Source organism: Streptomyces smyrnaeus, assembly GCF_017676345.1.
GTDB classification, from domain to species: domain Bacteria; phylum Actinomycetota; class Actinomycetes; order Streptomycetales; family Streptomycetaceae; genus Streptomyces; species Streptomyces smyrnaeus.
This window is the reverse complement of the sequence record NZ_JAFFZM010000005.1, coordinates 36692-59317: the sequence shown is the minus strand read 5'-3', so window position 1 is coordinate 59317 and position 22626 is coordinate 36692. Positions and strand designations below refer to the sequence as shown.

The 22626-nt window shown below is 69.9% G+C and carries 18 protein-coding genes; 3 read left to right on the top strand and 15 right to left on the bottom strand.

From position 1 onward, the window contains the following. Positions 1 to 211: 211 nt before the first annotated feature. The 12 genes from JW613_RS09955 to JW613_RS09900 all read right to left on the bottom strand — a co-directional run bounded on the left by JW613_RS09955 (position 212) and on the right by JW613_RS09900 (position 16555). A complete protein-coding gene (locus JW613_RS09955; protein ID WP_209210665.1) occupies positions 212 to 1051 on the bottom strand; it encodes a TIGR03936 family radical SAM-associated protein in 840 nt (279 codons plus the stop codon). Between the two features lie 171 nt (positions 1052 to 1222). Then, positions 1223 to 2410, bottom strand: coding sequence for a hypothetical protein (locus tag JW613_RS09950; protein ID WP_209210362.1), 1188 nt, complete (start codon positions 2408 to 2410; stop codon positions 1223 to 1225). A gap of 173 nt (positions 2411 to 2583) precedes the next feature. Then, a complete protein-coding gene (locus JW613_RS09945) occupies positions 2584 to 4509 on the bottom strand; it encodes a TIGR03960 family B12-binding radical SAM protein (RefSeq protein WP_209210361.1) in 1926 nt (641 codons plus the stop codon). A gap of 149 nt (positions 4510 to 4658) precedes the next feature. Continuing rightward, entirely contained in the window at positions 4659 to 5858 is a 1200-nt protein-coding gene (rodA, locus tag JW613_RS09940) for a rod shape-determining protein RodA (protein ID WP_209210360.1), read from the bottom strand. Then, positions 5855 to 8164, bottom strand: coding sequence for a penicillin-binding protein 2 (gene mrdA / locus JW613_RS09935; protein WP_209210359.1), 2310 nt, complete (start codon positions 8162 to 8164; stop codon positions 5855 to 5857). Before mrdA ends, rodA begins: the two co-directional genes overlap by 4 nt. Before the next feature lie 79 nt (positions 8165 to 8243). Next, on the bottom strand, positions 8244 to 8966 hold the full coding sequence (mreD, locus tag JW613_RS09930) for a rod shape-determining protein MreD (protein WP_209210358.1): 723 nt from the start codon (positions 8964 to 8966) through the stop codon (positions 8244 to 8246). 5 nt (positions 8967 to 8971) lie between these two features. Next, on the bottom strand, positions 8972 to 9907 hold the full coding sequence (gene mreC / locus JW613_RS09925; protein WP_209210357.1) for a rod shape-determining protein MreC: 936 nt from the start codon (positions 9905 to 9907) through the stop codon (positions 8972 to 8974). Positions 9908 to 10032: 125 nt separating this feature from the next. Beyond that, positions 10033 to 11052: a rod shape-determining protein gene (locus JW613_RS09920; RefSeq protein ID WP_099886493.1), complete on the bottom strand. Its 1020-nt coding sequence runs from the start codon at positions 11050 to 11052 to the stop codon at positions 10033 to 10035. Positions 11053 to 11310: 258 nt separating this feature from the next. Continuing rightward, a complete protein-coding gene (gene ndk / locus JW613_RS09915) occupies positions 11311 to 11724 on the bottom strand; it encodes a nucleoside-diphosphate kinase (protein WP_099880794.1) in 414 nt (137 codons plus the stop codon). Between the two features lie 141 nt (positions 11725 to 11865). Beyond that, on the bottom strand, positions 11866 to 12228 hold the full coding sequence (locus JW613_RS09910; RefSeq protein WP_185016843.1) for a DUF4233 domain-containing protein: 363 nt from the start codon (positions 12226 to 12228) through the stop codon (positions 11866 to 11868). Then, positions 12229 to 13758 (bottom strand): bifunctional tetrahydrofolate synthase/dihydrofolate synthase, encoded by a 1530-nt coding sequence (gene folC / locus JW613_RS09905; protein WP_209210356.1) that lies wholly within the window; start codon positions 13756 to 13758, stop codon positions 12229 to 12231. Between the two features lie 163 nt (positions 13759 to 13921). Continuing rightward, a complete protein-coding gene (locus tag JW613_RS09900) occupies positions 13922 to 16555 on the bottom strand; it encodes a valine--tRNA ligase (RefSeq protein WP_209210355.1) in 2634 nt (877 codons plus the stop codon). 132 nt (positions 16556 to 16687) lie between these two features. Between JW613_RS09900 and JW613_RS09895 the strand changes: the two genes are divergently transcribed. The 3 genes from JW613_RS09895 to JW613_RS09885 all read left to right on the top strand — a co-directional run bounded on the left by JW613_RS09895 (position 16688) and on the right by JW613_RS09885 (position 19705). Beyond that, complete coding sequence (locus tag JW613_RS09895) at positions 16688 to 17752, top strand: hypothetical protein (RefSeq protein WP_209210354.1); 1065 nt, start codon at positions 16688 to 16690, stop codon at positions 17750 to 17752. A 236-nt stretch (positions 17753 to 17988) separates the two neighbouring features. Next, positions 17989 to 18903, top strand: a complete 915-nt coding sequence (locus JW613_RS09890) for a hypothetical protein (RefSeq protein WP_209210353.1) — start codon at positions 17989 to 17991, stop codon at positions 18901 to 18903. Positions 18904 to 18910: 7 nt separating this feature from the next. Next, complete coding sequence (locus JW613_RS09885) at positions 18911 to 19705, top strand: hypothetical protein (RefSeq protein WP_209210352.1); 795 nt, start codon at positions 18911 to 18913, stop codon at positions 19703 to 19705. A gap of 138 nt (positions 19706 to 19843) precedes the next feature. Here JW613_RS09885 and clpX read toward each other — a convergent pair whose 3' ends face one another. The 3 genes from clpX to JW613_RS09870 all read right to left on the bottom strand — a co-directional run bounded on the left by clpX (position 19844) and on the right by JW613_RS09870 (position 22623). Continuing rightward, positions 19844 to 21127 carry an ATP-dependent Clp protease ATP-binding subunit ClpX gene (gene clpX / locus JW613_RS09880; protein WP_099880806.1) on the bottom strand — a complete coding sequence of 428 codons (1284 nt, stop codon included), beginning with the start codon at positions 21125 to 21127 and terminating at the stop codon, positions 19844 to 19846. 160 nt (positions 21128 to 21287) lie between these two features. Next, complete coding sequence (locus tag JW613_RS09875) at positions 21288 to 21947, bottom strand: ATP-dependent Clp protease proteolytic subunit (protein ID WP_099880808.1); 660 nt, start codon at positions 21945 to 21947, stop codon at positions 21288 to 21290. A 70-nt stretch (positions 21948 to 22017) separates the two neighbouring features. Continuing rightward, positions 22018 to 22623, bottom strand: a complete 606-nt coding sequence (locus JW613_RS09870) for an ATP-dependent Clp protease proteolytic subunit (RefSeq protein ID WP_099886495.1) — start codon at positions 22621 to 22623, stop codon at positions 22018 to 22020. Positions 22624 to 22626: the final 3 nt, after the last annotated feature.

Sequence of the window (22626 nt, the reverse complement as noted above, 5' to 3'; positions counted from 1 at the left end):
CGTGAGGTCCGGGGCGGCCCGCCCTTGCGGGCGGATCGCTCTCCGGGGCGCGGGCGCCGCGCGGGAGCTTGTCGTCTCACTCGCCGGTTCCGGCCCTTGTCCGGCCCGGCTACGGCGAAAGTCTGCTGGTCTGTGCGCTCGCCTGGCCTACGGCTGCCCGGGTGGCTCCCTGGCGTGCGTCGTCGGCGGCGGCGCGGCTTCGGCGGCTGTCCTACGCGGCGCCGCCCGGCACCGTCGCGGCGCTGGAGATCCCTGAGCCGATGGGCTCCGGAAGCGCGTCGCGGTCAGGTGCGAACGGGTCGGTCACCGTGCCGCTCTCCTCATCGAGCGGCCCCTGCGCCAGCCTGGTCACCGCTGCGGGGACCGGCGGCGCCAGGTCGGCCGTAGCGCGGAGACCGGACAGGACGTCGTCGGGTCGTACGGCAGGTGTCAGGTGCCGTACTACCAGGCGCAGTATCGCACAGGCCCCCTTGCCCGGCCTATCGGTGCCGGTGGAGCCGACCGCAGCGGCGGCGGTGTCCGCCTCGGCGTGCTGCCCGGTCGGCTGTCCGTCGTCCTGGCCCGCGACCGTCAGTGAGCGGACGGCGGCCCGGGCGTCGAAGGAGCGGAGGCCCTTCTTGGTCTGCCGCTGCACCTCGACGGACTCGGCCGCCAAGAACGCGTCCGCCGCCTGCTGTGCCTGCTGCGGGGTGACGCCGTCGAGCCGCAGCTCCCATACGGACGCCTGCAGCCGGTCGCTGAAGTCGGACCCGTGGGCCTCGACCGCGTCGACGATGTCGAGGCCGTCCGGCATACAGCTGTCGAGCAGCGCCCGCAGCTGTTCGGGGTCACGCTGCTGGACGAGGGCGATCTCCAGGTACTCGGCCTCGCTGCCGGTGCCGGTGGGGGCGGCGTTGGCGTAGCTGACCTTGGGGTGCGGGGTGAAACCGGCGGAGTACGCCATGGGGACCTCGGCCCGGCGCAGTGCTCTTTCGAACGCGCGCTGGAAGTCGCGGTGGCTGGTGAACCGAAGGCGGCCTCGCTTCGTGTAGCGCAGGCGGAGGCGCTGCACGGTGGGTGCGGGCGGCGGGCCTTCGGGCTGTCGCTTGCCCAGTGGTTCTCTCCTCGGTGCCGGGCGGTGCGCGAGGGCGCGACCGTCCATGTCTGATGGGTTCGTCTATGCGTCGTGTACGAAGGCGGAAGTCCGCACCGACCAGGCCGGCGCCCTCCGTGTCGAGGCGCCTCACCTGCGGTCTTCGCGACCGGGCGGCACCCCGGCGGACGGCCGGGAAGCCCGGGGTCGTGCGGATGATCCTGGTGCCCAGGGTACGCGGCTGCCCTGGGGCAGCGGCTCCCGCTCCTTCGAGCGGGGCACTTTCCGGGCCTCGGGCCGGGGGGATCCCCACAGGGCACGCCGTATCTCTGCCCGTGTCGCGCGCATCGATTCCCGCGCCGAGCGAAGCGCGTCCCGCACCGGCCGTCCGGCAGCCCTCAGGCCGCGGCCCGCCGTACGCCCCACCGCACGTGCCGCGGTGGCGAGCGGGCGCCACAGCCAGTCGCGCAGCGCCCGTCCGAGGGGGGCCAGCAGGTAGCGCCACAACCCCACGAAAGGGGCCACCAGCAGCAGATACGCCATCCGTCCGAGGAACCGGAAGACCACCACCGTCACCCGGCCGGCCACCTGCCAGGCGATGACGAGGGCGGCGGCGATCTCCCGTACGACCAGCGCGACGCCCCGCCCGAAGGGGGCGAGGACCCAGCGGTGGAGGGCGAGAGCGGGCACCACGAGCAGATACCGGCCCAGCCACGCCAGTGCGGCACCGGTTCCGCGCGCCACGGCCACCACCGCGTGCCCGAGAGGGGTCAGCACCCAGCGGTAGAGGCCCACCACCGGCGCCACCACCAGCCACCGCCACAGCCAGGCGGCGGCCGCGGCCACGCCCCGCCCCACCGGGGCCAGCACATACCGCCACAGCAGCACCGCCGGCAGCAGCACCAGCTGCCGCCCCAGCCGGCGCAGCCCGCCGCCGAGCCCGCGCAGCGCGGCCAGCAGCGCGTGGCCGAGCGGGGTGAGCAGGCCGGCGTACGCCCAGGCCAGCGGGGCGACGATCAGCACCCGGACCACGAAAGCGACGGCGGCGGCGACACCGCGTCCGGCCGGAGCGACCACGTACCGCCACAGGGCGACCCACGGCCATACGAAGAGGGCCTTGCCCGTCCATACCAGCGCGATCCCGACGCCCCGGCACACCGGCGCGAGAACGGTACGCCACAGGCTGCTCGCCGGGGCGACGACGAGTGTGCGCCACAGCCACGCCAGCGCGCGCCCGGCCGGAACCAGCACTCCGCGCCGCAGGGCCCGCCCCACCAGCACCAGCCCGTCCCACACCATCCTCACGGGCAGTACCAGCACGAACATCACGATGCGCACCGGCAGCCGCACCGCGGCCGTCAGGCACCCTTCGGGTTGCTTCGTGTCCGCGGCGGCGCCGTGGCGCGGCCGATGTCCGTGCTGGTACCCGTTCACGCTGGTGGGGACGGCCGAGCCCGCCGGGCGGTTCGGCCGGTGGTGTGGCGATCCGGTAACGGCCGCGGCGCGGCCGGCTACTTCACCACCGTCAGCGGCAGCAGCTTCTTGCCCGTGGGCCCGATCTGGATCTCGGTGTCCATCTGCGGGCACACGCCACAGTCGAAGCAGGGGTCCCAGCGGCAGTCGGGGACCTCGGTCTCGTCGAGGGCGTCCTGCCAGTCCTCCCAGAGCCAGTCCTTGTCCAGCCCCGAGTCGAGGTGGTCCCAGGGGAGCACCTCCTCGTAGGAGCGCTCGCGGGTGGTGTACCAGTCGACATCGACGCCGGTGCCCTCCAGCGCCTTGGCGGCCGATTCCATCCACAGGTCGTAGGAGAAGTACTCGCGCCAGCCGTCGAACCGGCCGCCGCGCTCGTAGACCTCGCGGATCACCGCGCCGATGCGGCGGTCACCGCGGGAGAGCAGGCCCTCGACGATGCCGGGCTTGCCGTCGTGGTAACGGAAACCGATCGAGCGGCCGTACTTCTTGTCACCGCGGATCTTGTCGCGCAGCTTGGCCAGCCGGGCGTCGGTCTCCTCGGCGGACAGCTGCGGTGCCCACTGGAAGGGGGTGTGCGGCTTGGGGACGAAGCCGCCGATGGAGACGGTGCAGCGGATGTCGTTGGACTTGGCGACCTCGCGGCCCTTGGCGATGACGTTGACCGCCATGTCGCCGATCTGCAGCACGTCCTCGTCGGTCTCGGTGGGCAGCCCGCACATGAAGTACAGCTTCACCTGGCGCCAGCCGTTGCCGTAGGCGGTGGCGACGGTGCGGATCAGGTCCTCTTCGGAGACCATCTTGTTGATGACCTTGCGGATGCGTTCGCTGCCGCCCTCGGGGGCGAAGGTGAGGCCGGAGCGGCGGCCGTTGCGGGTCAGCTCGTTGGCCAGGTCGATGTTGAAGGCGTCCACGCGCGTGGAGGGCAGGGACAGCCCGACCTTGTCCTCCTCGTAGCGGTCGGCCAGGCCCTTGGCGATGTCACCGATCTCGCTGTGGTCGGCGGAGGAGAGGGAGAGCAGACCGACCTCCTCGAAGCCGGTGTTCTTCAGCCCCTTGTCGACCATGTCGCCGATGCCGGTGATGGACCGCTCCCGCACCGGGCGGGTGATCATGCCCGCCTGGCAGAAGCGGCAGCCGCGGGTGCAGCCGCGGAAGATCTCCACCGACATCCGCTCGTGCACCGTCTCCGCGAGGGGGACCAGCGGCTGCTTGGGGTAGGGCCACTCGTCCAGGTCCATCACGGTGTGCTTGCTCACCCGCCACGGGACGCCGGAGCGGTTGGGCACGACGCGGGAGATCCGGCCGTCGGCCAGGTATTCGACGTCGTAGAAGCGCGGTACGTACACGCCGCCGGTCTTGGCCAGCCGCAGCAGCAGCTCGTCGCGGCCGCCGGGGCGACCCTCGGCCTTCCAGGCCCGGATGATCTCGGTGACCTCCAGCACGGCCTGCTCGCCGTCGCCGATCACCGCCACATCGAGGAAGTCGGCGATCGGCTCCGGGTTGAACGCCGCGTGCCCGCCCGCCATCACGATCGGGTGGTCCTCGGTGCGGTCCTTGGCCTCCAGCGGGACACCGGACAGCTCAAGAGCGGTCAGCAGGTTGGTGTAGCCCAGCTCGGTGGAGAAGGAGACCCCGAACACGTCGAAGGCGCCGACCGGGCGGTGCGCGTCGACGGTGAACTGCGGGACCTGGTGCTCCCGCATCAGCTTCTCCAGGTCCGGCCAGACGCTGTAGGTGCGCTCGGCCAGGACGCCCTGGCGCTCGTTGAGCACCTCGTAGAGGATCATGACGCCCTGGTTGGGGAGGCCGACCTCGTAGGCGTCCGGGTACATCAGAGCCCAGCGGACGTCCGTCTCGTCCCATTCCTTGACGGTGGAGTTCAGCTCGCCGCCCACGTACTGGATCGGCTTCTGAACGTGCGGGAGGAGGGCCTCTAGCTGGGGGAAGACCGATTCGACGGGCATGTGGGGCGCGCTTTCTGCGGGTGCCCCCGGCCGGAGCCGGGGAGGGGGACAGGGCCAGTCGTCCAGAGTAACGGTTGGTCACGCCCGCCCTGTCGGCTGCCGGGGCCGGGGGCCGCGCACCGGCCCCCCCGACCCCGGCAGACGAGGACTTATGCCGCTATCGGCCGCTGCGTCCGGATCGACTGCAGCAGCCCCACCGCGATCCACACCGCGAACATCGAGGTGCCGCCGTAGGAGACGAAGGGCAGCGGCAGACCGGCCACCGGCATGATGCCGAGCGTCATCCCGATGTTCTCGAACGCCTGGAAGGCGAACCAGGCGATCACCCCGGCCGCGACGATGGTGCTGTACAGCTCGGTCGACTCGCGGGCGATCCGGCAGGCCCGCCAGATCAGGATGCCGAGCAGGACGAGGATCAGCCCGCCGCCCACGAAGCCCAGTTCCTCGCCGGCGACCGTGAAGACGAAGTCGGTCTGCTGCTCGGGGACGAACTGGCCGGTCGTCTGGGTGCCCTCGAAGAGGCCCTTGCCGGTGAGGCCGCCGGAGCCGATGGCGATACGGGCCTGGTTGGTGTTGTAGCCGACGCCGGCGGGGTCGAGCGCCGGGTTGGCGAAGGCGGCGAACCGGTTGATCTGGTACTCGTCCAGCAGCCCCAGCGTCCACACCAGCACCGCTCCCCCGGCACCCGCCAGGCACAGCCCGATGATCCAGCGGTTGGAGGCGCCGGAGGCGAGCAGCACGGCCAGCACGATGATGACCAGCACCATCACGGAGCCGAGGTCGGGCATCATCAGGATGATCGCGATCGGCAGCGCCGCCATGGCGAGCGCGTGCAGCACGGTGCGGTGGTCGGGGTGCTCCCGGTCGCCGGCGTCGACCTTGGCGGCGAGCAGCATCGCCATGCCGAGGATCACCGTGATCTTGATGAACTCCGCGGGCTGGACCGTGAAGCCGCCGCCCAGGTTCAGCCAGGCCCGCGAGCCGTTGATCGTGGCGCCGAGCGGGGTGAGGACGCAGACGGCGAGCAGCACGGTGATGCCGTAGAGCACCGGTACGACGCTGCGCAGTCTGCGGTGGCCCAGCCAGACGGTGCCGATCATCAGCGCGATACCGATACCCAGGCTGATGACGTGCCGCACCAGGAAGTACTGCGGGTCGCCCTGGTTGAGCTCGGTGCGGTTGCGGGTGGCGGAGTAGACCAGGAGCGAGCCGATGACCGCGAGCGCGACCCCGGACAGCAGGATCATCCAGTCCATCCGCCACACGATCGAGTCACGTGCGGTCAACCGGTCCCAGGCCGAGCGGCGGCGTGGGCCGTAACCGCCGAGGGCGAACGTCCTAGCGCTCATGGGCGCTCACCTCCGGCCAGTGCACGGGCGTCGCTGACCTGCCGGGCCCCGTCTCTGCGGCGCTGCTGCTGCTCGCCCTCGTTGCGCGCGACCGCGGCCTCGCCGCGGGCCCGCGGCGTCTCCCCCGGGGGTGAGGCGGTGGGGCTGCGGTCGGTGGGCGAGGCGGACGGGCTCGCGGACTTCTTGTCGGCGGGCCGCTTGTCGCGCTCGGCGACGATGGTGCCGTCCTTGTCGATCTTCGGCAGATCGGTCTCGGGCTTGGGCAGCAGCGCCTTGCTCTTGTCGATGCTGCCGTCCTTCCCGACGCCGTACATGGCGTCGTAGATGTTGCGCACGGCGGGTCCGGAGGCGCCGGAGCCGGTACCACCCTGGGAGATGGTCATCACGATGGTGAAGTCGTCGGTGTAGGTGGCCAGCCAGGAGGTGGTCTGCTTGCCCGCCACCTCGGCGGTACCGGTCTTGGCGCGCAGCTTGATCTTGTCCTGCGGCCAGCCCGCCTCGCCGAACCGCCAGGCGGCCGAACCCCGGGTGGCCACCCCCTGGAGGGCCTTGTCCATCTGGCGGAGCGTCTTGTCTCCCAGCGGCAGCTTGCCGTGGGGGTTCGGCTTGATCTCCTTGACGGACTTGCCGTCGGCACTGACGACGGCCTTGCCGAGGGTGGGGTCGTACATGGTGCCGCCGTTGCCGAGCGCCGCGTAGATGGTGGCCATCTGGATCGGGGTGACGAGGGTGTCGCCCTGCCCGATGGAGTAGTTCACGCTGTCACCGGCGCGCATCTTCATACCGGAGACGCAGTTCTCCTTGGCGATCTTCTCGGCGTAGCTGGGCGTGCCCTTGGCGTTGTCGGCCTGCTTGCACCAGGCGTCCTTGTTGGCCTCCCAGTAGTTCTTCTTCCACTCCCGGTCCGGGACCCGGCCCTTGACCTCGTTGGGGATGTCGATCCCGGTCTTCTTGCCGAGACCGAACTGGTGCGCGGTCTTGTAGAACCAGTCCTTGGCGCCCTTCTTGGGCAGGTTCCCGCCGTCCTTCTTCCACTCCTTGTAGGCGAGGCGGTAGAAGACGGTGTCGCAGGAGACCTCCAGGGCGCGGCCGAGGTCGATGTTGCCGTAGCCCTTGGACTCGTAGTTCTTGAAGACCTGGCCGCCCACCTCGAAGTCCGAGGAGCAGTTGTACTTGCCGTTGAACGGGTAGCCGGCCTTGACCGCGGCGGTGGTGGAGATGACCTTGAAGATGGAGCCCGGCGCCGCCAGGCCCTGGATGGCGCGGTTGAGCAGCGGGTAGTTGGACTTCTTCCCGGTGAGCTTGGCGTACTCCTTGCCGGAGATGCCGCCGACCCAGGCGTTGGGATCGTACTCGGGGTTGGAGGCCATGGACACGACACGGCCTGTCTTGTTCTCCATCACCACGACGGCACCGGCGTCCGCCTTGTAGTTGCGGCCGGTGTTCTTGTCGAACTCCTTGCGGGCGTTCTTCATCGCCTGGTCGAGCTGCTTCTCGGCCACGGCCTGGACCCGCGAGTCGATCGAGGTGACCAGGTTGGAGCCGGGTCGCGCCTTGTCGCTCTCGGCCTCGCCCATGACCCGCCCGAGGTTGTCCACCTCGTAGCGGGTGACGCCCGAGGAGCCACGCAGCTCGCTGTCGTAGGCCCGCTCCAGGCCGTTGCGGCCGATCTCGTCGGAGGGGAGGAAGGGCGAGTCGGTGTCCTTGGCCTTCTCGATCTCCTCGTCGGTGACGGGCGAGAGGTAGCCGAGCGCCTGCGAGGTGTCGGCCCCGTACGGTGCCGGATAGCGGCGGACGGCCTCCGGCTCGGCGGTGATCCCGGGAAAGTCCTCCGAACGCTCCCGGATCTGCAGCGCCTGCTGCGGCTTGGCGTCGTCGGTGACCGGGATCGGCTGGTAGGGCGACCCGTTCCAGCACGGCTGCGAGGTGTCCGCGTCGCAGAGACGGACCTTCTCCTTGACGGTCTTGGGCGACATGTCCAGGACCTTGGCGAGCCGTTCGAGGACGGCCTTGCCGTCGTCGTCCTGCTTCATCAGCTCGGTGCGGGAGGCGGAGACCACCAGCCGGGTCTCGTTGTCGGCGATCGGCACACCGCGCGCGTCCAGGATGGCGCCGCGCGTCGCGGGCTGGACCACCTGCTGGACGTGGTTGCCCTTGGCCTCCTTCTGGTATTCGTCACCGTTGCGGATCTGCATGTACCACAGCCGGCCACCGAGGGTCAGCAGCAGCGACACCACCAGGATCTGGATGACGACCAACCGGATGGTGACGCGGGAGGAACGGCCGGTCTCGGGAATATTGGTCACGGCGCGTAGCGCCTCCTTGTGGGGCGGTGGTCGGGCTGGGGGCACCCCCGGCCGGAGGCTGGGGGAGGGTGGGCATTGGTCACAGCCGCTTGACCCCCTTGATCTTGCCCGCCTTGCTGCGTCCGCCCAGGCTCACCGTCTTGTTGCGCGAGGTGCGCTTCCCGGCCTTGACGCCCTTGCCGCCCTTGCTGAGCAGGCTGCCGCCGGCCGAGGCGCTGAAGCCGGCGCCCGAGGTGAGCCACCCGTAGGCGCGCATACCGCCGTCCGCGCTGCCGCCGCCGGGTTCGGCCCCGATCGGGTCCTTCTCGCCGCGCCGCGCCAGCGACATGATCAGCGGCACCACGAACGGCGCCAGCAGCAGGTCGTAGATGGTGGCGGTGATCAGCAGCCCGCTGAGCCCGACCTGGCGGGCCACGGTGTCCCCGACCAGCGCACCGACGCCCGCGTACAGCAGTGTGGAGCCGATGGCGGCGGAGGCGACCACCAGCATGGGCACGGTGGCCGAGCGGTGCTGGCCTGCCTCGGGCTTGGTCAGCCCGGCGGCGTAGCCGATCAGGCAGAGCACCAGCGCGTAGCGGCCGACGGCGTGGTCGGCGGGCGGGGCGATGTCGGCCAGCAGCCCGGCGCAGAAACCGACGAGCGCACCCGCGGTGTGGCCGTACACCAGAGCGAGGGCGAGTACGACCAGCAGCAGCAGGTCCGGTACGGCCCCGGGGAGTTGGAGTCTGGCCAAAACGGTGACCTGGAGCATCAGGGCGACGACCACGAGAGCGGCCGAGAGCAGCATCCGGTTGAGGTGCACGGGGATCAGCTCCTGGGCGAGGGCGTACCGCTGGGCGTCTTGGTCACGGTCACCGTGGGGGCGGGCTTGGGTTTGGGCGGGTTCTTGGTTTCGAGAACCTTGTCGCGCGGGTCCTTGCGCGGCGGTTTGACGACGACGCCGACCACGTCGAGCCGGGTGAAGCCGACGTAGGGCCGCACCCGGACCGTCCGGGTGAGGTCGCCCTTGTTCCGGTTGACCTTGGTGACCTCGCCCACCGGGACGCCCGGTACGAACGGCTTGTCGTTGCTGGAGCCGAAGGTGACCAGCCGGTCGCCCTTCTTGACCTTGGCCTTGCCGTTGAGCAGCTGGACGTTGAGCGCGTTGCCGCCGCGCCCGGTGGCGAAGCCCAGCTCGTTGCTCTTCTCCATCCGGGTACCGACGGTGAAGTCGGGGTCGTTGGCGAGCAGCACCGTGGAGGTGCTGGGGCCGACGGTGGTGAGGCGGCCGACCAGCCCGTCGCCGTTGAGGACGGTCATGTCGCGGCGCAGCCCGTCCTCCCGGCCGGCGTCGATGGTGACGGTCCAGGAGAAGCCCTGGGCCGCGCCGATCGCGATGACCTGGGCGCCCTTGACGCCGTAGCCGCCCGCGCCGGCGGTCTTGAGGAGCTTGTCGAGCTCGTTGGCCCGGGAGCGGTTGCGGTCGCTGGAGCCGAGCTTCTGCCGCAGCGCCGCGTTCTCCTGCTCCAGACGGCTGAGTCTGTCGTGGCGGGCACCCGAGTCACGGACGGCGGCAATGGCGTTGCCGACCGGGTCGACCGCCGTGGCCATGCCGTTCTCTACCGGGCCAAAGACGGAGGCGGCCGACCGCCGCGCTCCGTCGAGCGGAGACTGCTCGCCCCCTCTGAGATCCACCGTGATCAGTGCGAACGCGACGGCGATCAGCAGGACGAGCAGCAGCCGGCTTTCTCGGGTGTCCCTCACGTGCGGCGGCCGTGCCTTTCTCTGGGGCAGCCCCGCGTTCGCGGGGTGCATTGGCGGGGGCCGCCACTGCGTTCGAACGACCCGCCGCTGAACGGTCAGTTATTGCGAACAGATGCCCGTGGCGCTCAACGGCGCGGCTGGGCGTCGAGCACCTGCTGGAGCGCCTCGAACTCCTCCACGCACTTGCCGGAGCCCAGCGCGACCGAGTCCAGCGGGTCCTCGGCGATGTGGATGGGCATACCCGTCTCGCGGCGCAGCCGCTCGTCCAGGCCGCGCAGCAGGGCGCCACCACCGGTGAGCACGATGCCGCGGTCCATCACATCGCCGGACAGCTCCGGCGGGCACTTGTCGAGGGTGGTCTTGACCGCGTCGACGATCGCGTTGACCGGCTCCTCGATGGCCTTGCGGACCTCGCCCGCGGAGATCACCACCGTCTTGGGTAGCCCGCTGACCAGGTCACGGCCGCGGATCTCGGTGTGCTCGTCCTTGTCGAGGTCGTGCGCCGAACCGATGGTGATCTTGATGCTCTCGGCGGTGCGCTCGCCGAGCAGGAGGCTGTACTCCTTCTTGATGTGCTGGATGATCGCGTTGTCGAGCTCGTCGCCCGCCACCCGGATCGACTGCGCGGTGACGATGCCGCCCAGCGAGATCACGGCGACCTCGGTGGTGCCGCCGCCGATGTCCACCACCATGTTGCCGGTGGCCTCGTGGACCGGCAGTCCCGAGCCGATCGCCGCGGCCATCGGCTCCTCGATGATGTGCACCTGACGGGCACCCGCCTGGGTGGACGCCTCGATGACGGCGCGGCGCTCGACTCCGGTGATACCGGAGGGCACACACACCACCACGCGGGGCCGGGCGAGATAGCGCCGCTTGTGGATCTTCAGGATGAAGTAGCGGAGCATCCGCTCGGTGATCTCGAAGTCGGCGATGACGCCGTCCTTCAGGGGCCTTACGGCCACGATGTTGCCAGGGGTGCGGCCGATCATTTTCTTCGCCTCGGCGCCGACCGCCAGGATTCCGCCTGTGTTGGTGTTGATCGCGACGACGGACGGCTCGTTGAGGACGATCCCGCGACCCCTGACGTACACCAGCGTGTTGGCGGTCCCGAGGTCGACAGCCATATCACGGCCGATGAACGACATGTTGGTTCCCATGGATGCGTCTGGCCTTCCAAGTGGGGCGATGTGGTGTGCGGCTACGGAAGGAGGTGGACTACCGCGCTGGCATGCTCTAAGCGCGAGGCTTCCATCGTAGACGCGCTTGCTCGAACACGTGGAGACGGTTCCTCCGCCATTGTCGGCGGAAGTCCGAACGGCCACCGTAATGGTGACGTCGTGTCGGAGCCGAGCCCCGATCCATTCCGCCTCGGGCGGTCGATCCGGCGTCGGGCGAGGTCGGGCTCAGGAAAAAGCGGGGAAGAAAATCTTCATCTCCCGCTCGGCGGACTCCTCCGAGTCCGAGGCGTGAATCAGGTTCTCCCGCACGATGGTCCCGAAATCGCCGCGCACCGAGCCGGGAGCGGCCGCGATCGGGTCGGTCGGACCCGCCAGCGCGCGGATTCCTTCGATCACCCGTTCGCCCTCGACGACCATCACGACGGACGGCCCCGAGGCCATGAACTCCATCAGCGGCTCGTAGAAGGGCCGGCCCTCGTGCTCCGCGTAGTGCTGCTCCAGCGTGGCGCGATCCAGCGTGCGCAGCTCCATGGCCGCGATGGACCAGCCCGCCTTGCGCTCGATACGGCCGATGATCTCGCCTACCAGGCCACGGCGGACCGCGTCGGGCTTGAGGAGGACGAGGGTGCGCTGGCTCATGTGTGCGGCTCCTTGGCTGCGGTCATACGGTGAGCAGAGGCTACCTGCGGCCTGCGGCCGTACTGACGGCGGGGATCACTTTTCCGCCGCTTGGCGCCGCACCTCGCGCCCCTTTTCACGCCCCCTGCCGCGCCTTCGGCCTCAGGCCGTCGGTTCGGCCTCGGCCGCGGGTCCGGTTTCGGCCGCGAAGCGCGCCTTCGCCTCGTCGACCTTCTTGCCGAAGTGCACCGAGGCCCACCACAGCCCCGCGAAACAGGCGCCGAGGAAGAACATCGCCGGGACCACGAATCCACTGGCGATCAGCCCGATCTGCAGCGCCCAGCCGAGCTGGACGCCACCCGGTCGGGTGATGAAGCCGCACAGCAGTACGCACAGCGCCATGGCGATTCCGCTGACCGTCCAGACGGTCGCCGCCGAAAGGTCACTCGTTTGCATCGCGACCAATCCGGCGAAACCGATCACGAAGAACTCACCGATCAGTGTGGACGCACACAGCGTTCGCATCTAGTGCCTCCCTCCCAGCAGCAGCCGGGCCTCGCCGACAGTGATGACCGAGCCGGTGACCAGCACCCCGGCCCCCGCGTACTCGCCCTCCTCCTCGGCGAGGGTGACGGCCTCCTCCAGCGCCGCGTCCAACCGCGGCTCGACCTGCACCCGCTCGTCACCGAAGACCTCGACGGCGACGGCGGCCAGTTCGTCCACGTCCATCGCGCGGTGGCTGGAGTTCCGGGTGACGACGACCTCGGCGAAGATCGGCTCGAACGCCTCCAGCAACCCGCGCACGTCCTTGCCCGCGCTGGCCCCGACCACGCCGACGAGCCGGCTGAAGTCGAACGCCTCGCTGACGGCCTGTGCCGTGGCCTGCGCCCCGCCCGGGTTGTGCGCCGCGTCCAGCAGCACCGACGGGCTGGTGCGCACCAGCTCCAGCCGGCCCGGCGAGGAGACCGAGGCGAACGCCTGACGCACCACCTCGATGTCCAGGGTGCGGGCCTGCTGCTGGCCGATACCGAAGAACGCCTCGACGGCGGCGAGCGCCACACAGGCGTTGTGCGCCATGTGCGCGCCGTGCAGGGGCAGGAAGATGTCCGGGTACTCGCCACCCAGCCCCCGCAGGGTGAGCTGCTGTCCGCCGACGGCCAGCTGCCGGTCCACGACGCCGAACTCCATGCCCTCACGGGCGACGGTGGCGTCCACCTCCACGGCCTTCTTCAGCACCACGGACGCGGCTTCCACCGGCTGCTGGGCCAGCACCACGGTGGCGTCGGGCTTGACGATCCCGGCCTTCTCCACCGCGATCCGCTCGGGCGTGTCGCCGAGCCGGTCGGTGTGGTCGAGGGAGATGGGGGTGATGACGGCGACGCCCGCGTCGATGACGTTGGTCGCGTCCCAGGTGCCGCCCATCCCGACCTCGACGACGGCCACGTCCACCGGCGCGTCGGCGAACGCGGCGTACGCCATACCGGTGAGCACCTCGAAGAAGGAGAGCCGGTACTCCTGCTGCGCGTCGACCATCTCGACGTACGGCTTGATGTCCTGGTACGTCTCGATGAAGCGCTCGGCGGAGACCGGCGCGCCGTCGATGCTGATGCGTTCGGTGACCGACTGCACATGCGGCGAGCTGTAGCGCCCGGTGCGCAGCTCGAAGGCGCCGAGCAGCGCCTCGATCATGCGGGCCGTGGTGGTCTTGCCGTTGGTGCCGGTGATGTGGATGGACGGGTAGGAGCGCTGCGGCTCGCCCAGCACGTCCACCAGCGCGGCGATGCGCTGCACCGAGGGGTCCAGCTTGGTCTCGCCCCAGCGGGTGGCAAGCTCCTCCTCGACCTGGCGCAGTGCCCGGTCGACCTCGGGGTCCTCGGGCCTGGCCGGCACCACCTCCGGCTGCGGGGGCCCCGCCTGGGCGCGCAGGGTGCGGCTGCCCGCCTCGATCACCGCCAGATCGGGGTCGCGGTCGGTCTCCGCACCGACGATCTCCTCGAAGGAGGAGGGATCGGGCGAGTCGGGCTCGGGTTCGTGGGGCTGGGACGCGTCGCTCACGCGCCCCAGTCTACGGAAGAGCGGGGCTTCCTTTCCCGCCGCAGCGGCGCCGAGCCCCCTACGACGTGACCGGCGGCACCGGACCGGCCTGAGCCGGGTCCGGCACCGCCGGGCACGTCGTTCGCAGTACTCGCCGTCGCGGCGGGAAAAGGCGCGGCCAAGGTCAGTGAAGCCGCTCCAGCTGCTGTGTCAGCCGCGCGATGTCGGCCTCCGCCGCCTCCTTGCGGCCGCGGATCTTGTCGACCACATGGTCCGGCGCCTTCGCCAGGAACGCCTCGTTGGCCAGCTTCGCCCCCGTCTGCGCCAGTTCCTTCTCGGCGGCGGCCAAGTCCTTGGCGAGCCGCTTGCGTTCGGCCTCCACGTCGATGGCGCCCGACAGGTCGAGGCCGACCGTCGCACCGGCGACCGACAGCGAGGCCGTGGCCTGGAAGCCCTCCCCGGCGGGCTGCAGCCGCAGCAGCTGGCGGATGGCGTCCTCGTGGGCCACCAGGTCGGTGCCGTCCAGCACGAGCTGGGCCGGGACCTTCTGGCCCGGCTGCAGGCCCTGGTCGGCGCGGAAGCGGCGGACCTCGGTCACCGCCTGCTGGACCGTGGCGATCTCCTGCTCGGCGGCGGCGTCCCGGAAGCCGGAGTCCTGCGGCCAGGGTGCGACGACGACGGACTCGCCGCCCGTCAGCGTCGTCCACAGCGTCTCGGTGACGAACGGGACGACGGGGTGCAGCAGCCGCAGCGTCACATCCAGCACCTCGCCCAGGACGCGGCGGGAGACCTCGGCGGGCCTGCCGCCCTTGGCGAAGGTGGTCTTGGACAGCTCGACGTACCAGTCGAAGACCTCGTCCCAGGCGAAGTGCCGCAGCGCGTCGGAGAGCTTGGCGAACTGGTAGTCGTCGTAGTAGCCGTCGACCTCGGCCAGCACCTCGTTCAGCCGGGAGAGGATCCAGCGGTCGGTGGCCGCCATCTCACTCGCCTCCGGGAGCGGGCCCTGGACGGTGGCGCCGTTCATCAGCGCGAAGCGGGTGGCGTTCCACAGCTTGTTGGCGAAGTTGCGGGACGCCTTGACCCAGTCCTCGCCGATCGGCACGTCGGTGCCCGGGTTGGCGCCGGAGGCCAGGGTGAAGCGGAGCGCGTCGGAGCCGTACGCGTCCATCCAATCGAGCGGGTCGACGACGTTCCCGAAGGACTTCGACATCTTCTTGCCGTGCTCGTCGCGGACCAGGCCGGTCAGCGCGATGGTGTGGAAGGGCGGCTCCTCCATCACGTACATGCCGAACATCATCATCCTCGCGACCCAGAAGAAGATGATGTCGTAGCCGGTGACCAGGACGTCGGTGCCGTAGAACTTCTCCAGGTCGGGCGTGCTGTCCGGCCAGCCGAGCGTGGAGAACGGCCACAGCCCGGAGGAGAACCAGGTGTCCAGGACGTCCGGGTCCTGGTGCCAGCCCTCGCCGGTGGGCGGCTCCTCGTCGGGGCCGACGCAGACGACCTCGCCCTCGGGCCCGTACCAGACCGGGATGCGGTGGCCCCACCACAGCTGGCGGGAAATCGTCCAGTCGTGCATGTTGTCGACCCAGTCGAAGTACCGGGACGACATGTCGGCGGGGTGGATGGTGACCCGGCCGTCGCGGACGGCGTCGCCCGCGGCCTGCGCGAGCGGGGCGACCTTGACCCACCACTGCATGGACAGCCGCGGCTCGATCGTCGTCTTGCAGCGGGAGCAGTGCCCGACGCTGTGCACGTAGGGGCGCTTCTCCTCCAGCACCCGGCCCTGCTCGCGCAGCGCGGCCACGATGGCCGAGCGCGCCTCGAACCGGTCCAGGCCCTGGTAGGGCCCGTGCGCGGTGATCACACCGCGCTCGTCCATCACCGTGAGCATCGGCAGCCCGTGGCGGCGCCCGATCTCGAAGTCGTTGGGGTCGTGCGCCGGGGTGACCTTGACCTGGCCGGTGCCGAACTCGGGGTCGACATGGCTGTCGGCGACGACGGGGATGGAGCGGTCGGTCAGCGGCAGCTTGATCAGCTTGCCGATCAGATGCTGGTAGCGCTCGTCGTCGGGGTGGACGGCGACGGCGGTGTCGCCCAGCATCGTCTCGGCGCGCGTGGTGGCGACGACGACGCTCTCCTCACCCTCGCCGTACTTGAGCTGCACCAGCTCGCCGTCGTCCTCCTGGTACTCCACCTCGATGTCGGAGATGGCGGTCAGACAGCGCGGGCACCAGTTGATGATCCGCTCGGCGCGGTAGATCAGCCCGTCGTCGTACATCTTCTTGAAGACGGTCTGGACGGCGCGCGAGAGGCCCTCGTCCATGGTGAAACGCTCGCGGGACCAGTCGACGCCGTCACCGAGGCGCCGCATCTGGCCCAGGATCTTGCCGCCGTACTCCTCCTTCCACCGCCACACGCGGTCGACGAAGGCCTCCCGGCCGAGGTCCTGGCGGGACTTGCCCTCCTCGCCGAGCTGCTGCTCGACCTTGTTCTGGGTGGCGATGCCCGCGTGATCCATGCCGGGCAGCCACAGCGCCTCGTAGCCCTGCATCCGCTTACGGCGGGTGAGCGCGTCCATGAGGGTGTGCTGGAAGGCGTGTCCGAGGTGGAGAGATCCTGTGACGTTCGGGGGTGGGATGACGATGGTGTACGGCTGCTTGCCGCTCTTGGCATCCGCCTCGAAATAGCCCCGCTCCACCCAGCGCTCGTACAGCTTCCCCTCTACCTCGGCCGGCGCGTACTGGGTCGGCAGATCTGCGGGAATGGCGCTGTTCGGCCCGTTGGTGTCCGGGCTCTGCTGAGTGTTGTCGGTCACGACGGCCAGTGTACGGGCGCCGATGTCCCGGTCTCGAATCGGTTTGTGGACCGGTGCAGCGGGCGGGCGCGGCATCCGTCACTATGAGCGGAGCGCATTCGACTACTTGTTCACGGAGGGGAAGCGCCGCTCATGAGTAACAACCAGCCCGGCCCTTACGGCCAACAGCCAGGGCAGCCCGGTCCTTACGGCCAACAGCCGGGTCCGTACGGGCAGCCGCCGCAGCAGGGCGGTGCCAACCCGTACGGCGGCGCCCCCGGTCAGCCGGGTTACGGCTACCCGCAGCAGGGCGCCCCGCAGCAGCCCCCCGGGCCGCCGCAGCAGGGATACGGCTTCCCCCAGCAGCAGGGCATGCCCGGCCAGCCCGGCCCCTACGGCCAGCCGGGGCAGCCGGGTCAGCCCGGGCAGCCCGGTCCCTACGGCCAGCCGGGGCCGCCGATGCCGCCGCAGGGCGGTGGCGGCAAGGGCAAGACCATCGGCATCGTCGTCGGTGCCCTGGTCGTTGTGGCGGCCGTCATAGGCGGCGTCCTCGTCTTCACCGGCGGGGACGACGACAACGGGGGCGGCGGCGGCAAGAAGGGCGGCAAGGACGACTCCGTGGTCGCCGACGACGGCAAGAAGTACAAGCTGATCACGCCCGCCACGGTCGCCGAGGAGTACGAAAAGAAGCCGGGCTCGGAGAACAACTCCTCCAGCGGCTTCAGCGAGTCCGACAAGCAGAAGTTCGAGCAGTTCGGCGTCAAGGACCCGAAGAACGTCTCCGCCGCCTACAAGAGCGGCACCGGGCTCGACACCAAGCAGCTCAACTTCGGTGGCGTCTACGGGGAGATCGAGAACCCGGAGGCGGTCGTCAACGCGGCGCTGCTGATGGTGGCCAAGGAGGCCAAGGAGGACCCCAACACCGGAGGCGGCGGCAAGGCCGAACTGGACGGCGAGCCGCAGGAGGTCCACCCCAGCGGGCTGGGCGACGACGCGGTGATGAAGTGCCAGAAGGTCAAGTACAGCGCGCCCCCCGGTGACAGCTCGGGCATCAAGGGCTTCACCATGCCGTTTTGCATGTGGGGCGACCACAGCACCATCGGCTTCGTGGTGACCGCCTCCTCCGCCGATGTGCTCAGCGGCAAGGACACCCCGGTCTCCGAGGCCGGCGAGACGACGGCCAAGGTCCGCAAGGACGTCCGCGTCCCGATCGAGTGACGCGCTGCGCCCCTGGGGCGGAAGCGGGCCGACGACGGCGCCCGGTGGAGATCCACCGGGCGCCGTCATGGCTGTGCGCTGGTGACTTCCGGAGCATATCCGGACAACTCGCTGAGATTTTTTCACGATTAGGTTCCTAGCCGGCCCCGATTCGGCGCCCGGTGCGGCGCTCTCGTCGTGCATCCGTCAAGATGTGCGAGCGCGTTCAGCACATCAACGGAGGGGAAAGCGCCGCCATGAGTCACAACCAGCCAGGCCCGTACGGTGAGCCGGGGCCGTACGGTCAGCAGCCGCAGCAGCCGGGCCAGCCCGGCCCTTACGGTGGCGCTCCGGGCCAGTCGCAGCAGCCGCAGCAGCCGGGGTACGGCTACCCCCAGCAGGGCCAGCCGCAGCAGCCCGGTTACGGCTACCCGCAGCAGGGCCAGCCGCAGGGTCAGCCGCAGGGCGGCGCCCCCTACGGCCAGCCCGGACAGCCGGGGATGCCGGGAGCGCCGGCGCAGCCGGGAATGCAGGGGCCCGCACACCCGGGTATGCCCATGCCGCCGCAGGGTGGCGGGGGCAAGGGCAAGACCATCGGCATCGTGGTCGGCGCCCTGGTCGTCGTCGGCGCCATCATCGGCGGCCTGTTCATGTTCGGCGTCATCGGTGGCGGCCCCGCCTACAAGCTGACGACCCCGAACACCGTGGCGGGTGAGTACCAGCGCGACGGTGAGGGGAAGACCTTCAAGGGCAAGAAGGGCGCCTTCGGCCAGAGCAAGGACAAGATCCCGGGCATGTCGGCCGATGAGGGCGTGCAGGCCCGCTACAAGTCCGGCGCCACCAAGCAGCTCCAGTTCACCGGCGCCTACGGCTCGGTGGACGACCCGGAGAAGGCCGTGGACTGGGTCTTCCAGGAGTCCGAGAAGAACATGGGCTCCACCGGCAGCAAGTCCCCGGGCGACCCCAAGGAGGTCTCCCCCTCGGGCTTCGACGGCGACTCGATGAAGTGCAAGTCCTACTCGGTGCTGACCCAGAAGGCCGACCTGTGCGTCTGGGCGGACGGCAGCACGATCGGCCAGGTCGTCCTGATGGACAAGAACGGCGGCGGCGACATCGACAAGGCCGCCGAGACGACCGCGAAGGTCTTCGAGGACTCCCGCAGCGAGAAGTGAGCCGACGATGAGCCACCCTCCCGGTCCTCCCGGGCCCTACGGGGCCGGTGCCGGTGGGTACGGGCAGCAGCCGCCGGGTCCCGGTGGCGGTCCCTACGGGCCGCCGCCGGGGCCCGGTTACGGCGCTCCCGGCCCGTACGGTGCCTGGCCGCCCCCACCCCCTCCCCCGCCACCGCGCCGTCGGCTGGGCGGGGGCGCGATCACCGCCATCGTGCTGGGCAGTCTGGCGTTGGTGGGCGTGCTCGTCTTCTCCCTCGCCGCGGTGGTCAGCGTCAGCCGGCCGGGCGGCACCGAGAAGATCGCGTTCCCGGCCACGCTGGAGTCCGGCAAGTACCACCGCATGGACGGCAACGCCCAGGTGGAGGCGCAGGAGCGGCAGCTCCAGGACCAGTTGCCCAGCGACGGCACCGCCAGGGTCGCCACCTACTCCGTCAGCTCGTCGGGGGATCCGACGGCGGGCGGGCTGGCCATCGCCGGCGCGTACGGCGACATCGACGTCTCCTCCTCGAAGATGCGCGACGACATGCTCGACGGCATGCGGCAGAGCCAGAGCGGTGAGGTCGTCGGCGAGCGCCGGGAGTTCACCCCGGGCTCGGGCGATGTGGAGGTCTCCTGCCAGCTGACACGGATCAGCCGCGGCAGCGTCTCGGTGTACGCGCCCGCCTGCGCCTGGGCGGACAACTCGACGGCGGCCACCGTACTGGAGGTCAACATCGCCAACACCACGCCCGGGAGCGTCGATCTGGAGGAGTTCGCGAGCGTCACCGCGCGCGTCAAGGACGAGGTGACCGTGCCGAAGTAGCCCCCCGGCGTCAACAGTGTGAAAGGCCCGCCCCCTCGAAAGGGGACGGGCCTTCACACTGTCAGGGCTCGGTCCGCCACGTGTCGGGACTCGGGTGTCGGAACTCGGGACTCCGGACCCGGGCCTCGGCCGTGGTGCTCAGGCGCTCTTCTCGTGGCGCTGCTGTTCGCCGTTGCCCCGGGCACGCGGCACCAGGGTCGGGTTCACATTGGAGTGCACGACCTCCTCGGTGATCACGACGCGCTCGACGTCCTTGCGCGAGGGCACCTCGTACATCACCGACTGGAGGACCTCCTCCATGATGGCGCGCAGCCCGCGGGCCCCGGTGCCGCGCAGGATGGCCTGGTCGGCGATGGCCTCCAGCGCCGGACGGTCGAAGTCGAGCTCGACGCCGTCGAGTTCGAAGAGCCGCTGGTACTGCTTGACCAGCGCGTTCCGCGGCTCCATCAGGATCTGCAGCAGTGCCTCACGGTCGAGGTTGTGCACCGAGGTGATGACCGGCAGCCGGCCGATGAACTCCGGGATCATCCCGAACTTCACCAGGTCCTCCGGCATGACCTCCTCGAACTGGTTGGTCGCCTCGATCTCCCGCTTGGAGCGGATGTCGGCGCCGAAGCCGATGCCCTTGGCGCCGGCCCGGGACTCGATGATCTTCTCCAGACCGGCGAAGGCACCGCCCACGATGAACAGCACATTCGTCGTGTCGATCTGGATGAACTCCTGGTGCGGGTGCTTGCGGCCGCCCTGCGGCGGCACCGAGGCCGTCGTGCCCTCCAGGATCTTCAGCAGCGCCTGCTGCACACCCTCGCCGGACACGTCCCGGGTGATCGAGGGGTTCTCGCTCTTGCGGGCCACCTTGTCGATCTCGTCGATGTAGATGATCCCGGTCTCGGCCTTCTTGACGTCGTAGTCGGCCGCCTGGATCAGCTTCAGCAGGATGTTCTCGACGTCCTCGCCCACGTAGCCCGCCTCGGTGAGCGCCGTGGCGTCGGCGATGGCGAAGGGGACGTTCAGCATCCGGGCGAGGGTCTGCGCCAGCAGCGTCTTGCCGGAGCCGGTGGGGCCCAGCAGCAGGATGTTGGACTTGGACAGCTCGATGCCGTCGTCCCGCCCCTGGCCGTTCTCGCCCGCCTGCACCCGCTTGTAGTGGTTGTAGACGGCCACCGAGAGGGCCTTCTTGGCGGACTCCTGCCCGACGACGTAGCCCTCGAGGAACTCGTAGATCTCCCGAGGCTTGGGCAGCTCGTCCCACCGGACCTCGGAGGACTCCGCGAGCTCCTCCTCAATGATCTCGTTGCAGAGATCGATGCACTCGTCGCAGATGTACACACCTGGACCCGCGATGAGCTTCTTCACCTGCTTCTGGCTCTTGCCGCAGAACGAGCACTTGAGCAGATCGCCGCCATCACCGATGCGTGCCACGAGGAGCTTCCCCTTCGCCTGGGATCCGTCAGGGATACGGACCGAGGTACGTGCTCTCCGACGGTACCTTGCCGGACCGCCGGAATGGGCCCCCCTTGGAACGACCCGACCGACACTTCTCGTGCCGTCCCAAGGGGGCGCGGGGCGCGTGCGCGCCCCGTCAGAGTCCGACGGAGGTCTTCCGCGTGGAGACGATCTGGTCGATCAGGCCGTACTCCAGCGACTCCTCAGCGGTGAGGATCTTGTCCCGCTCGATGTCGTTCGAGATGATCTCGCGGTCCTTGGTGGAGTGCTTGGTCAGCATCTCCTCCAGCTGCTCGCGCATCCGCTGGATCTCGTTGGCCGCGATCTCCAGGTCGGAGACCTGACCGCGCCCGGTCTCGCTGTAGGGCTGGTGGATCAGGATGCGGGCGTTGGGCAGCGCCATCCGCTTGCCGGGCGTACCGGCGGCCAGCAGCACGGCCGCAGCGGAGGCCGCCTGGCCCATGCAGACCGTCTGGATGTCGGGCTTGACGAACTGCATCGTGTCGTAGATCGCGGTCAGCGCCGTGAAGGAGCCGCCGGGCGAGTTGATGTAGACCGAGATGTCGCGGTCGGGGTCCATCGATTCCAGGCACAGCAGCTGCGCCATGACGTCGTTGGCCGAGGCGTCGTCGATCTGCACGCCGAGGAAGATCACGCGCTCTTCGAAGAGCTTCGCGTACGGGTCGTACTCCCGCACGCCCTGCGAGGTGCGCTCGACGAAGCGCGGCACGACGTAGCGGGACTCGGGCGCGACGCCGGTGAACTCGGCCCGGGGGCCCGTCTGGAATGAGGTCATCGGGAGGTTCTCCTGAAGATGAGCTGGTGGCTGCGGTAGGGGCGTGTGCCGTACGGCGCTGTGGCGGGGCTCACGCACCCGTGCCGCCACCGCCGGGGAGCTGCGCGGCGTTGCCGTAGACCTCGTCGATGAGGCCGTACTCGCGCGCCTCCTCGGCGGTGAACCAGCGGTCGCGGTCCGCGTCGCGGGTCCACTGCTCGACGGTCTGGCCGCTGTGCGCGGCCGACAGCTCCGCCAGCCTCTTCTTGGTACGCAGCAGCTGCTCGGCGTGGATCTTGATGTCCGTGGCCGAGCCCGCCAGGCCCGCGGAGGGCTGGTGGATGAGGATGTCGGCGTTGGGCAGCGCGAACCGCTTGCCGGGCGTCCCCGCGGTCAGCAGGAACTGCCCCATGGAGGCGGCCAGGCCCATGGCGATGGTGACGACATCGTTCTTGATGTACTGCATGGTGTCGTAGATCGCCATGCCCGCCTGGACCGAACCACCCGGGCTGTTGATGTACAGATAGATGTCCTTGTCCGGGTCGGCGGCAAGGAGCAGAAGCTGGGCGGTGATCTTGTTGGCGATATCGTCGTCCACCGGCTGGCCGAGGAAAATGATGCGCTCGTCGAGCAGCCGGTTGTAGACCTGGTCGCCGAGGCCACCACCGAAGTTGGGCTCGCCGGCGGCGGAAGGCATCGG

Coding starts and splice junctions, on each gene's coding strand:
- JW613_RS09870 (WP_099886495.1), bottom strand. CDS start 22,623: ATGCCTTCCGCCGCCGGCGAGCCCAACTTCGGTGGTGGCCTCGGCGAC.
- JW613_RS09890 (WP_209210353.1), top strand. CDS start 17,989: ATGAGTCACAACCAGCCAGGCCCGTACGGTGAGCCGGGGCCGTACGGT.
- JW613_RS09875 (WP_099880808.1), bottom strand. CDS start 21,947: ATGACCTCATTCCAGACGGGCCCCCGGGCCGAGTTCACCGGCGTCGCG.
- JW613_RS09920 (WP_099886493.1), bottom strand. CDS start 11,052: ATGTCGTTCATCGGCCGTGATATGGCTGTCGACCTCGGGACCGCCAAC.
- JW613_RS09885 (WP_209210352.1), top strand. CDS start 18,911: ATGAGCCACCCTCCCGGTCCTCCCGGGCCCTACGGGGCCGGTGCCGGT.
- ndk (WP_099880794.1), bottom strand. CDS start 11,724: ATGAGCCAGCGCACCCTCGTCCTCCTCAAGCCCGACGCGGTCCGCCGT.
- JW613_RS09945 (WP_209210361.1), bottom strand. CDS start 4,509: ATGCCCGTCGAATCGGTCTTCCCCCAGCTAGAGGCCCTCCTCCCGCAC.
- JW613_RS09910 (WP_185016843.1), bottom strand. CDS start 12,228: ATGCGAACGCTGTGTGCGTCCACACTGATCGGTGAGTTCTTCGTGATC.
- rodA (WP_209210360.1), bottom strand. CDS start 5,858: ATGAGCGCTAGGACGTTCGCCCTCGGCGGTTACGGCCCACGCCGCCGC.
- JW613_RS09895 (WP_209210354.1), top strand. CDS start 16,688: ATGAGTAACAACCAGCCCGGCCCTTACGGCCAACAGCCAGGGCAGCCC.